This is a genomic window from Aeromicrobium terrae, from assembly GCF_008039565.1.
Classification (GTDB): Bacteria; Actinomycetota; Actinomycetes; order Propionibacteriales; family Nocardioidaceae; genus Aeromicrobium; species Aeromicrobium terrae.
The window spans coordinates 31,602-44,814 of record NZ_VDUX01000001.1 but is presented as its reverse complement, the minus strand read 5'-3'; the positions used below and the strand labels follow the sequence as shown (position 1 = coordinate 44,814).

General features: G+C 71.7%; 13 protein-coding genes. 6 read left to right on the top strand and 7 right to left on the bottom strand.

Annotated elements, in window-relative coordinates:
• The 3 genes from rsmD to FHP06_RS00200 are packed head-to-tail and all read right to left on the bottom strand — an operon-like array spanning window position 1 to window position 4,270.
• Entirely contained in the window at window positions 1-546 is a 546-nt protein-coding gene (gene rsmD, locus FHP06_RS00210; RefSeq protein WP_147682662.1) for a 16S rRNA (guanine(966)-N(2))-methyltransferase RsmD, read from the bottom strand.
• Window positions 543-2,681: an ATP-dependent DNA helicase RecG gene (gene recG, locus FHP06_RS00205; protein ID WP_147682660.1), complete on the bottom strand. Its 2,139-nt coding sequence runs from the start codon at window positions 2,679-2,681 to the stop codon at window positions 543-545. The genes rsmD and recG overlap by 4 nt, the downstream gene beginning before the upstream one ends.
• Complete coding sequence (locus FHP06_RS00200; RefSeq protein WP_147682658.1) at window positions 2,681-4,270, bottom strand: DAK2 domain-containing protein; 1,590 nt, start codon at window positions 4,268-4,270, stop codon at window positions 2,681-2,683. Before FHP06_RS00200 ends, recG begins: the two co-directional genes overlap by 1 nt.
• Window positions 4,271-4,517: 247 nt before the next feature.
• Here FHP06_RS00200 and FHP06_RS00195 point away from each other — a divergent pair, with 247 nt between their 5' ends.
• The 3 genes from FHP06_RS00195 to FHP06_RS00185 all read left to right on the top strand — a co-directional run bounded on the left by FHP06_RS00195 (window position 4,518) and on the right by FHP06_RS00185 (window position 7,483).
• Window positions 4,518-5,771 carry an HNH endonuclease gene (locus FHP06_RS00195; protein ID WP_147682656.1) on the top strand — a complete coding sequence of 418 codons (1,254 nt, stop codon included), beginning with the start codon at window positions 4,518-4,520 and terminating at the stop codon, window positions 5,769-5,771.
• 111 nt (window positions 5,772-5,882) lie between these two features.
• Window positions 5,883-6,068, top strand: a complete 186-nt coding sequence (gene rpmB / locus FHP06_RS00190; RefSeq protein ID WP_147682655.1) for a 50S ribosomal protein L28 — start codon at window positions 5,883-5,885, stop codon at window positions 6,066-6,068.
• Complete coding sequence (locus FHP06_RS00185; RefSeq protein ID WP_230973353.1) at window positions 6,038-7,483, top strand: amidase; 1,446 nt, start codon at window positions 6,038-6,040, stop codon at window positions 7,481-7,483. Before rpmB ends, FHP06_RS00185 begins: the two co-directional genes overlap by 31 nt.
• 2 nt (window positions 7,484-7,485) lie before the next feature.
• On the opposite strand, the gene FHP06_RS00180 is transcribed toward FHP06_RS00185, so the two are convergent.
• A complete protein-coding gene (locus tag FHP06_RS00180; protein ID WP_230973352.1) occupies window positions 7,486-8,448 on the bottom strand; it encodes a thiamine-phosphate kinase in 963 nt (320 codons plus the stop codon).
• Window positions 8,449-8,542: 94 nt separating this feature from the next.
• On the opposite strand from FHP06_RS00180, the gene FHP06_RS00175 reads away from it, so the two are divergent.
• Both FHP06_RS00175 and FHP06_RS00170 read left to right on the top strand, forming a co-directional pair.
• Window positions 8,543-8,779: an Lrp/AsnC ligand binding domain-containing protein gene (locus FHP06_RS00175; protein ID WP_147682651.1), complete on the top strand. Its 237-nt coding sequence runs from the start codon at window positions 8,543-8,545 to the stop codon at window positions 8,777-8,779.
• Entirely contained in the window at window positions 8,758-9,204 is a 447-nt protein-coding gene (locus tag FHP06_RS00170) for a DUF3515 family protein (RefSeq protein ID WP_230973351.1), read from the top strand. Before FHP06_RS00175 ends, FHP06_RS00170 begins: the two co-directional genes overlap by 22 nt.
• A 9-nt stretch (window positions 9,205-9,213) precedes the next feature.
• On the opposite strand, the gene FHP06_RS00165 is transcribed toward FHP06_RS00170, so the two are convergent.
• Window positions 9,214-10,350, bottom strand: a complete 1,137-nt coding sequence (locus FHP06_RS00165; protein ID WP_147682649.1) for a D-alanine--D-alanine ligase family protein — start codon at window positions 10,348-10,350, stop codon at window positions 9,214-9,216.
• Here FHP06_RS00165 and FHP06_RS00160 point away from each other — a divergent pair.
• Window positions 10,349-11,452, top strand: coding sequence for a trans-sulfuration enzyme family protein (locus FHP06_RS00160; RefSeq protein ID WP_147682648.1), 1,104 nt, complete (start codon window positions 10,349-10,351; stop codon window positions 11,450-11,452). The genes FHP06_RS00165 and FHP06_RS00160 overlap by 2 nt on opposite strands.
• Here the strand turns inward: FHP06_RS00160 and FHP06_RS00155 are convergent.
• Both FHP06_RS00155 and FHP06_RS00150 read right to left on the bottom strand, forming a co-directional pair.
• Window positions 11,418-12,419, bottom strand: a complete 1,002-nt coding sequence (locus tag FHP06_RS00155; RefSeq protein WP_147682646.1) for an NAD(P)H-dependent glycerol-3-phosphate dehydrogenase — start codon at window positions 12,417-12,419, stop codon at window positions 11,418-11,420. The genes FHP06_RS00160 and FHP06_RS00155 overlap by 35 nt on opposite strands.
• Window positions 12,419-13,210, bottom strand: coding sequence for a lysophospholipid acyltransferase family protein (locus FHP06_RS00150; protein ID WP_147682644.1), 792 nt, complete (start codon window positions 13,208-13,210; stop codon window positions 12,419-12,421). The genes FHP06_RS00155 and FHP06_RS00150 overlap by 1 nt, the downstream gene beginning before the upstream one ends.
• Window positions 13,211-13,213 lie beyond the last annotated feature (3 nt).

Sequence of the window (13,213 nt, the reverse complement as noted above, 5' to 3'; positions counted from 1 at the left end):
TCAGCGACCGTACCAAAGGTGCGTCTCCCCATAGGCCTTGTCGCGGACGGCTTCGAAGCCGTCCGGCCAGGTGAACGGGGTCCGCGAGGACCGCTCGACGACGGCCAGCCCGTGGGTCAGACAGTCCTGGCGCCGCAGCGTGCGCAGGAGCTCGTGGATCTCGTCGGTCGTCGTCGCGTAGGGCGGGTCGAGGAAGACGAGGTCGTACTCGTTCGTCTCCTCTCCGGCGACGAATCGCTGAGCGGTCGTCCGGTGCAGCCGCGCGTCGGCGCTGAGCTCTCGGATGTTCGCAGCGACGACTGCCGCAGCACGGCGGTCCGACTCGACGAGATCGGCACCCAGGGCCCCTCGTGACAGCGCCTCCAGAGCCAGTGCCCCCGAGCCGGCGAACAGGTCGAGAACGCGCACGTCCTCGAAACCCCCGAGCATCGACTCCAGGGACGAGAACATCGCCTCCCGGACCCGGTCCGAGGTTGGCCGGGTGCCGTCGCCCTTGGGCGTCCGGAGGCGCCGGCCGCCCCAGCGCCCGGAGACGATGCGCGTCATGTCCGTTCCAGGTAGTCGGCCTGCTCGGTCTCCTCGAGCGCGCGGATCGCGGCGGCCAGCGCGGGGTGCTCGGCGAGCGTCGGGTCGGACTCCACGACGGCCTGCGCGGCGTCGCGGGCGTCGACGATGACGTCCTCGTGGCGCACCACCGACAGCAGACGCAGGCTCGAGCGCACGCCGGACTGCCGCGAGCCGAGGACGTCGCCCTCGTGCCGCAGCTCGACGTCGAGCTGCGAGAGCTCGAAGCCGTCGCTGGTGGCGGCGACGGCGGCGAGGCGCTCGCGGGAGGTCTCCACCTCGCTGTTCGTGACGAGGAGGCAGAGCCCGGGCTCGGAGCCGCGACCGACGCGGCCGCGCAGCTGGTGCAGCTGCGAGAGGCCGAACCGGTCGGCGTCCATCACGACCATGACGGTGGCGTTCGGGACGTCGACGCCGACCTCGACCACCGTGGTGGCGACCAGCACGTCGATCTCCCCGGCAGCGAACGACCGCATGACCGCGTCCTTCTCGTCGGCCGGGAGCTGGCCGTGCAGCATCGCCAGGCGGAGCCCGCTCAGTGGACCGCCGACGAGCTCGTCGTGCAGGTCCACCAGGGACGTCGTGTCCTTGTCCTCGTCGCCTCCACCGGTCCCGATGCGCGAGACGACGACGTACGCCTGCCGACCCTTGGCGACCTCCTCGCGGACGCGCTCCCAGGCGCGGGCCAGCCACTCAGGGCGCTCGGCCGCGGGCACGACGGTGGTCTGCACCGGCTGTCGGCCGGCCGGCAGCTCGCGCAGCGTGGACGTCTCGAGGTCGCCGAACACGGTCATCGCCACGGTGCGCGGGATCGGAGTGGCCGTCATGACGAGGACGTGCGGCTTGACCTCCGACCGGTCGACGAGCGCCGACCGCTGCTCCACACCGAAGCGGTGCTGCTCGTCGACGACGAGGAGGCCGAGGTCGGCGAACTCGACACCCTCCTGGATGAGCGCGTGGGTACCGACGACGATGCCGGCCTCGCCCGACGCGGCGTCGTCGAGCGCCTCGCGACGGGCCTTGGCGCCGAGCGAGCCGGTGAGCAGCTGCACCCGGGTGGCCCGGTCCGCGCCCCCCAGCATGCCGCCCTGCGCGAGGTCGCCGAGGAGTGTGGAGATGGCCCGGTGGTGCTGGGCGGCGAGCACCTCGGTGGGGGCCAGCAGCGCCGCCTGGCCGCCGGCGTCGACGACCTGCAGCATCGCGAGCAGGGCGACGACCGTCTTGCCGGAGCCGACCTCGCCCTGCAGCAGCCGGTGCATCGGGTGGGTCCTGGCCAGGTCCGCCGCGATCACGTCGGCCACCTCGCGCTGGCCTCTCGTGAGCGTGAACGGCAGCCGCTCGGCGAACCGCTCGCGCAAGCCGTCCGGCACCTGCTCGCGGGCGGTGGCGCGGTCGTGCTCGACGACGTGGCGACGCTGGGCGAACACGCTCTGCAGCACGAACGCCTCCTCGAACCGGAAGCGGTCGCGAGCGCGCTGCCACTGCTCCTTCGCCCGTGGGCGGTGAATGTGCTCGAACGCCTCCGCCTGGTCGGCCAGCCCGCGGGCGGCGCGCACCTCCGCAGGGAGCGGGTCCTCGCCGAGGTCGACGACGGCGAGGGCCTGCGCCACGGACCGCTCCAGGCTGAAGGAGGTCACCTTCGCGCTGGCGGGGTAGATCGGGATGATCCCCCGCGCCAGGCGGGAGTCCTCGCTCGGGCCGTCCTCGTCGCTGACGGGCTCGAAGATCGGGTGCGTGAGCTGCGGCGTGCCGCGGAACTCGCCCACCTCGCCGGCGAACAAGCCGACCGTCCCCTCGGCAAGGGTCTTCAGCCGCCAGGCCTGCTGGAAGAACGTCAGCGTCAGGCGGCCGGTGCCGTCGGTCACGATCACCTCGGTGCGCGTCCGCTTGCCGCCCGGCCCGAACGAGTAGTTCTTGGCCGACACCACGCGGGCGAGGATCGTGGCGTACTGCCCGGGCCGCAGGGTCGACAGGTCACTCAGCTCGCCCACGCCGACGTACCGGCGCGGGTAGTGCCGCAGCAGGTCGTCGACCGTGACCATGCCGAACGCCGTCTCGAGGGCCTTGGCGGTCTTGTCGCCGACGACGGAGCGGAGCCGGGTGCTGAGGTCGACCATCACTCCACCGCGACGAACAGCGGGTAGTGCTCCTGGCCCCCGTCGTAGACGACCACGTCGACGTCGACGCGGGCGTCCTTGACCCGGCGGGTGAGGTCCTCGGCCAGCTCGGGATCGGCATCGGCGCCCGTGACGATGGTGAGCATCTCGACGCCGGGCGTCAGGAGGCGGTCGACGACGTCGCCGGCGACCGCGGCGAGGTCCTGCCCGACGAACGCGAAGTCGCCGGACACCACGCCGAGCACGTCACCCGCCTCGCAGGGCCCGGCCATCGTCATGCCGGGCTCGAGGGCGATCGTGACGGCGCCGTGCTGGGTGTGCGCCGCGGCACTGGACATGGCGACGACGTCCGCGTCGAAGTCGAGGCCGGGGTCGTGGACGGCGAGGGCCGCCAGTCCCTGCACCTGTGCCGTGGTGGGGATGACCGCGACTCGAATCCCGTCCTGGCGCGCCTGGGTGGCGGCCGCCTCGAACAGCCCGACGAACCGCGGGTTGTTGGGCAGGACGACGACCTCGTCCGCGCCGGCGTCGTGGAGAACGGAGACCATGCGGTCGACGCCGATGGGCTCGGCCCGGGTGAACTCGAGCACGTGGGCGCCGGCCTCGCGGCACAGGGCCCCGAGACCCGGTCCCGTGGTGGCGGCGACGACCGCGCGGGTCCGGCGGACCGTGCGCTGCCGGGCGATCTGGTCGGCGAAGTGGGTGACGGCGATCCGGTACGGACGGCCGGCCGCGAGACCGGCCTCGATCGCGGCGCCGACGTCGTCGACGTGGACGTGCACGTTCCAGAGCCGCTCGCCGCCGACCACGACGAGCGAGTCGCCCAGACCGTCGAGCAGCGTCCGGAGCGCCGGGATGCGGTCGTCGTCGGCCTCCAGGAGGTACATCACCTCGTAGCCGGGTCCGCCCTCGACGAGGTCCTCGCCGGCGACCGTGGGCACGGGCACCTGGTGGGCGACGGGGTCGGGGGCGCGGCCGGTGAACGCCTGCTCCGTGGCGTCGAGCACGACCACGAGGGCGCGACCGCCGGCGTCGACCACTCCGGCCTTGGCGAGGCGCTCCAGCTGCATCGGCGTGCGGGCCAGGGCCTCGCGGGCGGCGAGCGCCGCGCGGGCGAACACCTCGCGTGCGGCGACACCGACCTGGACCGCGGTCTCGGCACCTGCTGCCGCGGCCGCGGCGACGGTGAGGATCGTGCCCTCGACGGGGCGGCCGACCGCGGCGTACGCGGCGTCGGACGCCGCCCGGAACGAGTGCGCCACCGCGTCCGCGGAGACCTCCTCGGAGAGGCTCAGGTCGCGGAACACCGCCCGGACCAGCTGGCTGAGGATGACGCCGCAATTGCCCTTCGCTCCGCGCAGCAGACCGTCGGTGTACTCCTTCACCAGCTCGGCCAGGCCGGCCTCCGGACCGAGCGGCTCCAAGGCGTCGATCCCGGCGACGAACGTGAGGTAGGCGTTGGTGCCGGTGTCGCTGTCGGGCACCGGGAAGACGTTGAGGGCGTCGATCTCCGCGCGAGCCGAGGACAGGGCGTCGACGCACAGCCTGGTCCAGTCGCGGAACGCGTCGGCGCGCAGCGTCAGGGCCATGCCTGGAGGTTATCCGCCGATCAGGCACGCGGTTCTGGATGGAACTCCGTGTCGCGGTCGCCGAGCACACCCTGCGAGCGCTGGCCTCCGTGCGCAGCAGTCGCCCAGGAGATCGCGCTGGCCACCGACCAGCAGAAGACCGAGGCCCTCCTCGACGAGCGAGGCAGGGACTACCGGTGACCGAAATTCGCTGAATCCACAGGGTTTTCCACTGGTTTTCGATCGTATGTTCGAGTATGCTGGAGACATGGATCCGGCACCCACCATCGCGGCCCTGCGCGAGGCATCGCACGCGCTGTCGTCGGGTGATCCGTCCGAGATCCTCAAGGCTGCACAGCGGGCCCAGGACGCACTGGATGCCGTCAAGGCCGACGCCATGGCCACGCTCGACTGCACCCGGGACTTCGAGGCAGACGGCGCCTCGTCCATCTCCACCTGGTCGCGCAACCACCTGCGGCTCGACGCCGGCGAGGCGCGTCGACTTGCACGAGCCGGACAGACGCTGCGCATGCTCGACGGTGTGGACTCCGATGCCCGATCGGGACGCATCCGCCTGAAGCACGTCGAGGCCTTCACCTACGGCCTCAAGCACATCGGACCGCAGATCCTGCGCGACTCCGAGCCGTGGCTGCTCGACGTCGCACGGACGAGCGAGCCGGCCACTTTGCGCTCGATCATCCGCGACCTGCGGGAGGCGATCTATCCCGACTCGCTCGACAAGAAGTGGGCCGAGGGCATGGACCGCGAGGACATCCAGATCAACGCCGTGCCCGACGGGTGGCACCTCAACGGCTTCCTGGGCACGATCACCGGAGCCAAGCTCAAGGCCATCCACGACGTGCTCAGCGCGCCCAAGGACAAGGACGACGACCGTACCGGCGCCCAGCGGCGCGTCGCCGCACTGGATGAGCTCTGCACGAAGCTGCTGGAGTCCGGCCTGCCGGCCGACAAGGGCGTCCGCCCCCACATCTCCGTGATCGTCGAGGCCGACCGCCCGGCCCAGCTCAAGGGCTTCGGCTCCATCGGCCCGCAGCTGCTCGACTACCTCAAGTGCGGTGCCGACGTCACCGGCATCCTCACCGACGGGGCCCTCCCGCAAGCCCGCGTCCTGAACGTCGGTCGCAGCCACCGGCTGGCCACGCTGAAGCAACGCCGCGCCGTGATCGCTCGCCAGCGCGGCATCTGTGCCGGACCTGGATGCCGTCACACGCATCTTGAGATCCATCACGTCAAGCCGTGGTCAGAGAACGGCAAGACCGACCTCGACGACCTGATCGGCTACTGCGTCCGATGTCATCATCTGCACCACCGCGGCCTCCTCCAGATCAAGGCCACCGACGTGCCCGGTGCCTACGAGGTCCACGGCCGAGACCCACGCCCAGGACGCGAGGCGTACAAGCGGCGACTCGCCGCGTATCGCGAGACCAACGAGATCCGACGCATCGCCCACGAGATCCGCACCCGACGAGAACGCCGAGAACCCGTCCCGCTCAGAACCTGACCGATTAGCACTGCGGCCGTGGCGTCGGCTATTCTTGAGCGGTTGCCCGCCGGCCGTCGGCCAGGTCGGGCGCCTCAAACGTTCCGGACGAATTTCTCAGGAGTGGTCGCTGTGGCAGCGGTCTGTGATGTGTGCGGCAAGGGACCGGGCTTCGGCCACAACGTCTCTCACTCGCACCGGCGTACCAAGCGTCGTTTCGACCCCAACATCCAGCGCGTGCGCGCTGTCGTGGAGGGCACCCCGAAGCGGCTGAACGTGTGCACCTCGTGCCTCAAGGCCGGCAAGGTCACCCGCTGACCGAGCACGGCCGCGTCCACGCCTTCGGCGACGACGCACTCGGCGACCTCGACGCAGTCGGGGTCGCCGCTTCCATTGCTGCGGGCGAGATCAGCGCGCGGGAGGCCATCGAGGCCGCCATCGCGCGCATCGAGCGCGTCGACCCGGCGCTGAACGCCGTCGTGGTCCGCGACTTCGAGCGGGCGCTCGAGCAGTCCGACTCCCCCGCTCCGGGCGTGTTCTCCGGCGTCCCGAGCATGGTGAAGGACAACACCGACGTCGCGGGCCTGCCCTCCCGGCAGGGCTCGCTCGCCGTCCCGGCCACGCCGGCCACCGCCGACGCTCCGTTCACGACGCAGCTGCTCTCCACCGGGCTCCTGACCCTCGGCAAGACGACGATGCCCGAGTTCGGCTTCAACGCCACCACGGAGCACCCCACGCTGCCGCCCACGCGCAACCCCTGGCACACCGCCTACTCCAGCGGCGCCTCGTCAGGTGGCGCCGCCGCGCTGGTCGCCTCCGGCGCGCTGCCCATCGCCCATGCCAACGACGGCGGCGGGTCCATCCGCATCCCGGCCGCCGCGTGCGGTCTCGTCGGCCTGAAGCCCACGCGAGGTCGGGTCGTCGACGCCGTCGAGGCGAAGACGATGCCGGTGAACATCGTCAGCAACGGCGTCGTCACCCGCTCGGTGCGCGACACCGCCCACTTCCTTGCCGGCGCCGAGGCGCACCAGCCCGCGAAGGGCCTGCCCCCCGTCGGGCTCGTCGAGGGACCGTCCGACCGGCGTCTGCGCGTCGGGCTGATCCTCGACTCGGTCACCGGGACGCCCACCGACGACGAGACCCGTGCCGCGGTGGAGGCCACCGCCCGCCGGCTGGAGAAGCTCGGCCACACGATCGTCCCGGTGCCGCTGCCCGTCGGCGAGACGTTCAAGCGCGACTTCCAGCACTACTGGGCCCTGCTCGCCTTCGCCACGCAGCGGTTCGGCCGACGGGTCATGCACCCCGACTTCGACTCCTCGAAGACCGACCCGCTCACCCAGTTCCTTGCCGGCCGGTTCCTCCGCCAGGCCTGGCGCACCCCGATGACCATCCGCAACCTCAAGCGGTCGGAGAAGGTCTACCGCGACTCGTTCGCCGCCGAGGGTGTCGACGTCGTGCTGTCGCCCACCGTCGGGTACACGACGCCCGAGATCGGCTATCTCTCTCCTGCCGTCGAGTTCCCGGAGATGTTCGAGCGCCTGGTCGCCTACGCCGCGTTCACCCCGCTGAACAACACCGCCGGCGCCCCCGCCGTCTCCCTGCCGCTCGGGCGCACCGCCGACGGGCGGCCGATCGGCGTGCACTTCTCCGGACAGCACGGCGACGAGCGCACCCTGCTCGAGCTCGCCTTCGAGCTCGAGGCCGACGCGCCCTTCGCACGCATCCAGGACTGACGTCAGACCCAGTGCCGGTGGCCCGTGGGGCCCTCCGGCCGGACTCCGTCGACGAGAACCGTCGGCTGCTCCCCGGCGGACACGTCCCGAACCGACCCGATGCGGGTCCAGCCGTCCGGCAGGTCCGTCGCGGCACTGAAGGTCGCGACGAGCGCGTAGTCGTCGCCCCCGGTGAGGACGAACTGCAGCGGATCGGCGCCGAGGGCCTCGGCCACGGTCCGCACGGCCTCCGGCACCTCGAACAGCTCCGACTCCAGGTCGATCACGACGTTGCTGGCCTGGGCGACGTGGCCGACGTCGGCGAGCAGGCCGTCGCTCACGTCGATCATCGCGGTCGCGCCTGCGTCGGCGGCCCGCGGACCGGCGGCGTACGGCGGGCTCGGGACGCGGTGCGCGTCGACGGCGGCCTTCGGCGACCGGAACCCGCGGCTCAGCGCCGCGAACCCGGCGCCCGCCAGGCCGAGCGTGCCGGCGACGGCCACGACGTCGCCGGGGGCCGCCCCACCGCGGGTGATCGGGCGGACCGTGTCGCCCATCGCCGTCACGGCGATGACGATCTGGTCGGCGGCCGTGACGTCGCCACCCACCACGTGCGCACCGACCAGGGCGCACTCGGTCTCGAACCCGTCGGCGAGGTCGGTGACCCAGGACGCCATCAGGCCCGCCGGCAGGCCGAGCCCGACGGTGAGAACCGTGGCGACGCCGCCCATCGCGTTGATGTCGGACAGGTTCGCGGCGGCGGCCTTGCGGCCGATCTCGCCGGCCGACGACCAGTCGCGGCGGAAGTGGCGGCCCTCGACCAGGAGGTCGGTGGAGACGACGAACGTCCCGTCGCGGGTCTGCACATGGGCGGCGTCGTCGCCCGGACCGATCAGGGTCTGCTGGTTGGTGCCGCTGCGCTCGCGCACGAGGTCGACGAGCCCGAACTCCCCCACGTCGGCGACGGTCTGCTGTTCTGGCTGCACGTGTCCATCATCGCCGCTGCGCGGCGACGCATCTGACCAGTCAGGTAGCGTGTCCTCCGGTTTCCGCACATCCACCCGGCGAAGGAGTCCCGAGATGACCGTGCAGGCATACATCCTCGTCCAGACCGAGGTGGGCAAGGCTGCGGACGTCGCCCGGGCGATCGCCGCGATCAAGGGCGTCACCCTCGCCGAGGACGTCACCGGCCCCTACGACGTCATCGTGCGCGCCGAGGGCCCCACGGTGGACGAGCTCGGCACGCTCGTGGTGTCCAGCATCCAGGCCGTGCCCGGCATCACCCGCACGCTCACGTGCCCCGTCGTCTCGCTCTGACACTGGCGACCGCCGCCGTCGTCCTCGCCGGCTGCGGCACCCTCGACGTCGACGAGTACCCGACGACGAAGGGTACGTCGGTCGACTGCAAGGCGCTGCTCGCCGACACACCGCGCACGGTCGCCGGCCAGGACGCCCGCGACGTCACCGACCACGTCGCGTCCGCCTGGGGCGACCCGCCGATCATCCTGCGCTGCGGCGTCGAGAAGCCGAAGGCCCTGAAGCCGACCTCGCCGTGCTTCCCCGTGCGCGACGTCGGCTGGTTCGCCGAGAAGACGCCGGACGGCTACCTGTTCACCAGCATCGGCCGGAAGTACTTCGTCAGCGTCGAGGTGCCGAAGGACTACGACCCGGCCGCCGACGCGCTCGCCGACCTCGCCGAGGTCATCGGCCGGCACGACCCGGAGGTCCAGGCATGTGCCTGATCTGCCGGGTCAGCGCAGGCCGAGCGGCCGGTTGAGCGCCAGCTGCACCAGCCGGTCGACGAGCTCGGCGTAGGGCACGCCGCTCGCCTCCCAGAGCAGCGGGAACATCGAGTAGGGCGTGAAGCCCGGCATCGTGTTGATCTCGTTGACCACGAGCTCGCCGCCGTCGGTGAGGAAGAAGTCGACGCGAGCCAGGCCCTCGCAGCCGATGGCCTCGAACGCCTGCACCGCGTAGCCGCGGATCCGCTCGCTCAGCACCTCGGAGATGTCGGCCGGCACGACGTTGGTGCTGGTGCCGTCGAGGTACTTGGCCTCGAAGTCGTAGAACTCGTGCGCGCTGTCGGGCTTCACGACGATCTCGCCCACGACGCTGGCCACCGGTGACCCGTCGGGCTGCTGGATGACGCCGCACTCGAGCTCGCGCTTGCCCTGCGCCGCGGCCTCGATGAGCACCTTGGGGTCGAACTCACGCGCCGTCTCGATGGCGGACTCGAGGTCGTCCCACGACTCGACCTGCGCGACCCCGGAGCTGGACCCGGCCCGCGCCGGCTTCACGAACACCGGCAGCCCGAGCGCCTGCACGCGAGCCACGACGCGCTCGCGGTCGTCCTCCCACTGACCGGGCAGCACGGCGACGTACGGGATCTGCGGCAGGCCCCCGGCGGCGAACACCGTCTTGGTGAACGGCTTGTCCATGGCCACCGAGCTGGCGAGCACGCCGGCGCCGACGTACCGGACGCCGGCCATCTCGAAGAGGCCCTGGACGGTGCCGTCCTCGCCCCACGGACCGTGCAGCAGCGGCAGCACGACGTCGACCTCGCGCAGCTCGTCCAGCCCGAAGGGCGGGAGGCCCGGATCGACCGACGGCAACGTGCCGGCCGGGAGGTCGGACCACGACGCGGTCTCGCGCACCCACTGGCCGTCCGTGGTGATGCCCACCGGGACCACCTCGTAGCGGTCGGTGTCGATCACCCGCAGCACGTTCGCCGCGGTCAGGCACGAGACGCCGTGCTCACTGGAACGACCGCCGAAAACGACGGCGAGTCGAGGTCGATGGCTCCCCGGGCGGTTCACGTGGGACTCGATGCAGTGCTCGTTGCTGTACCCATTTCGGGGCACATTACCGGCAGTGCAGAATGTCCCCATGGAAGGACTCGGCCTCTCCCCCGCGACGATCGCCGTCGGTGCCGGCCGTCCGGAGCGCATTCCCGGCGCGCCCCTGAACGCACCCATCACCTTGGCCAGTGCCCTCGTGCCCGGAGCGGGCTCGGAGTACGGCCGTCATGGCAACCCGGCCTGGGATGCCTTCGAGACCGTGCTCGGCGAGCTGGAGGGTGGCGACGCACTCGCCTTCTCCTCCGGGATCGCCGCCGCCACGGCCGTCTTCGACCTCGTGCCGTCCGGAGCCGCGGTGGTCGCACCGCGCACCGCCTACTCGGGGACCCTCGCCCAGCTGCGCGAACGTGAACGCCGCGGCCTGATCGAGCTGCGGCTCGTCGACATCACTGACACCGAGGCGGTCAACCGAGCCGCCGCCGACGCCGCCCTGGTGTGGCTGGAGTCGCCCACCAACCCGACGCTGGAGGTCGCCGACATCGAGGCGATCGGCCGCGCCGCCGGGCAGACCGGCACCGCGGTGGCGGTCGACAACACGTTCGCCACTCCTCTGCGCCAGCGGCCGCTGCAGATGGGCGCCGACTTCGTCGTGCACTCGGCGTCGAAGCTGCTCTCCGGGCACAGCGACGTCGTGCTCGGCGCCGTCGTGATGAACAGCGAGCGCGCCCACCGGGCCATCGCCGCTCGCCGGAGCACCATGGGAGCCATCCCCGGCGCGCTGGAGTGCTGGCTGGCCGCGCGCGGCATCCGCACCTTGCACGTCCGGCTCGACCGCGCGGAGGCCAACGCCGCCGAGCTGCACCGCCGGTTGTCCGCGTCGCCCGCCGTGCAGTACTCGCGCTACCCCGGCTTCGGCACGGTGGTGGCGTTCGAGGTCGTCGGCGGCGCCGACGCGGCCCAGAAGGCCACCGAGCAGAGCCAGGTGGTGGTCTACGCCACCAGCCTCGGCGGCGTCGAGACCACCTGGGAGCGGCGACGTCGCCACGCCCAGGAGCCGACCACGGTGCCCGAGGGCCTGATCCGGCTGTCCGTGGGCCTCGAGGACGTCGACGACCTGTGGGCCGACATCGAGCAGGCGCTGCTCGTCTCGACCGGGATCAGTGGATCTCGGGCTTGGCCTCGCGGGAGATGAGGGCCTTCACCAGCTCCTTGGGGTCCATCCGTCCGTCGATCAACGCGGCCACGTGCTCGACGATGGGCATCTCGACGTCGTGCATGGCGGCCAGCTCGCTCACCGACGTGCACGACTTGACCCCCTCGGCGATCTGGCGGGTCTGGGCGGCGACCTCGTCGACGCTCATGCCCTGACCGAGCTTCTCGCCGAACGTGCGGTTGCGGGACAGCGGCGACGAGCAGGTGGCCACCAGGTCGCCCATGCCGGCCAGTCCGGAGAACGTCTGCGGGTCGGCGCCGATGGCGGCGCCGAGACGGGCGGTCTCGGCCAGCCCGCGGGTGATGACCGACGCCTTGGTGTTGTCGCCGAAGCCCAGGCCGATGCAGACGCCGACGGCCAGGCCGATGATGTTCTTCGTCGTGCCGCCGAGCTCACAGCCGATGACGTCGGTGTTGGTGTACGGACGGAACGAGCCGGTGTGGAACAGCTTCTGCAGCCGCTCGGCGACGGCGACGTCCTCGCAGGCCACGACGCTCGCGGCCGGCTCGCGCAGCGCGATCTCGCGCGCGAGGTTCGGGCCGCTGACGACGGCGATGCGGTCGGGACCGGCCCCGGTGAGCTCGGCGATGACCTGACTCATCCGGTAGTGGGTGCCGAGCTCGATGCCCTTCATCAGGCTGACCAGGATCGCGTCGGGCCCGATCGCCGAGCCCCAGGACTCCAGGTTGGTGCGCAGCTGCTGCGACGGGACGGCAAGCACGACGACCTCGGCGTCCTGGAGCGCCTCGGCCGGGTCGGAGAAGGCGCGGATCGTGTCCGGCAGCTCGATCCCCGGGAGGTAGTCGGCGTTCTCGTGGGTCTCGTTGATCGTGTCGCAGAGCTCGGCGCGCCGGCCCCAGAGCCGGACGTCGTTGCCCGCGTCGGCGAGCACGATGGCGAACGCCGTGCCCCACGACCCGGCCCCCATCACGGTGGTGATCGCCATCACTTCTCCCTCTGCTCATCATCGGCCCGCGGCCCCGAACCTCCGCCGCTGTCGAGCTCGGGCCGGTAGTTGGTCTTGGACTTGCCGAGCGTGTGGACGTCGATCCTCGGAGTCGACGGCAGCTCCCCGCGCACCTCGGCCATCATGGCGGTCAAGGTGTCCATCAGGCGATCCGTGGCCTCGTGCAGCACCTTCTCGGTGAGCTCCTGGCCCTCGAAGTCCGACAGGTCGAGGGGGTCGCCGACGCGCACGTGGATGGTCTTGCGCGGGAAGAACTTGGGCCGCTTGGTGTACGGCCAGAGGATCTCCTGCGGGCCCCACTGCATGACCGGCACGAGCGGGCGGCCGGTGGCGAGGGCGACGCGGACGGCGCCGGTGCGGCCGCTCATCGGCCAGGCGGCGGGGTCGCGCGTGATGGTGCCCTCGGGATAGATGGTCACCACGTTGCCGGCCAGCACGGCCGCCTCCGCGGCGCGCAGCGACTCCGCAGCGCCCGCCGAGCTGCGGTAGACGGGGATCTGCTCGGCCGTGCGCATGATGTAGCCGAGCCCCTTGACCGTCATCAGCGTGTCCTTGGCCAGGAACCGCGGCGTGACGCCGTGGTCGACCATGAAGTGCGAGATGAGGATCGGGTCGAGATGCGACAGGTGGTTCGGCGCGAGGACGTACCCGCCGTCGCGCGGCAGCTTCTCGGCGCCCTGCCAGTCACGCTTCGTGAGCACCATCAGCGGCGGTCGAAGGATGGCGACGACGACCCTCGTGGTGCGTGGGAGGAAGCTGCGGCGAGCCATGCG

Coding starts and splice junctions, on each gene's coding strand:
- FHP06_RS00165 (WP_147682649.1), bottom strand. CDS start 10,350: ATGGGGACATTCTGCACTGCCGGTAATGTGCCCCGAAATGGGTACAGC.
- FHP06_RS00175 (WP_147682651.1), top strand. CDS start 8,543: ATGACCGTGCAGGCATACATCCTCGTCCAGACCGAGGTGGGCAAGGCT.
- rsmD (WP_147682662.1), bottom strand. CDS start 546: ATGACGCGCATCGTCTCCGGGCGCTGGGGCGGCCGGCGCCTCCGGACG.
- FHP06_RS00150 (WP_147682644.1), bottom strand. CDS start 13,210: ATGGCTCGCCGCAGCTTCCTCCCACGCACCACGAGGGTCGTCGTCGCC.
- recG (WP_147682660.1), bottom strand. CDS start 2,681: ATGGTCGACCTCAGCACCCGGCTCCGCTCCGTCGTCGGCGACAAGACC.
- FHP06_RS00200 (WP_147682658.1), bottom strand. CDS start 4,270: ATGGCCCTGACGCTGCGCGCCGACGCGTTCCGCGACTGGACCAGGCTG.
- FHP06_RS00155 (WP_147682646.1), bottom strand. CDS start 12,419: ATGGCGATCACCACCGTGATGGGGGCCGGGTCGTGGGGCACGGCGTTC.
- FHP06_RS00195 (WP_147682656.1), top strand. CDS start 4,518: ATGGATCCGGCACCCACCATCGCGGCCCTGCGCGAGGCATCGCACGCG.
- FHP06_RS00160 (WP_147682648.1), top strand. CDS start 10,349: ATGGAAGGACTCGGCCTCTCCCCCGCGACGATCGCCGTCGGTGCCGGC.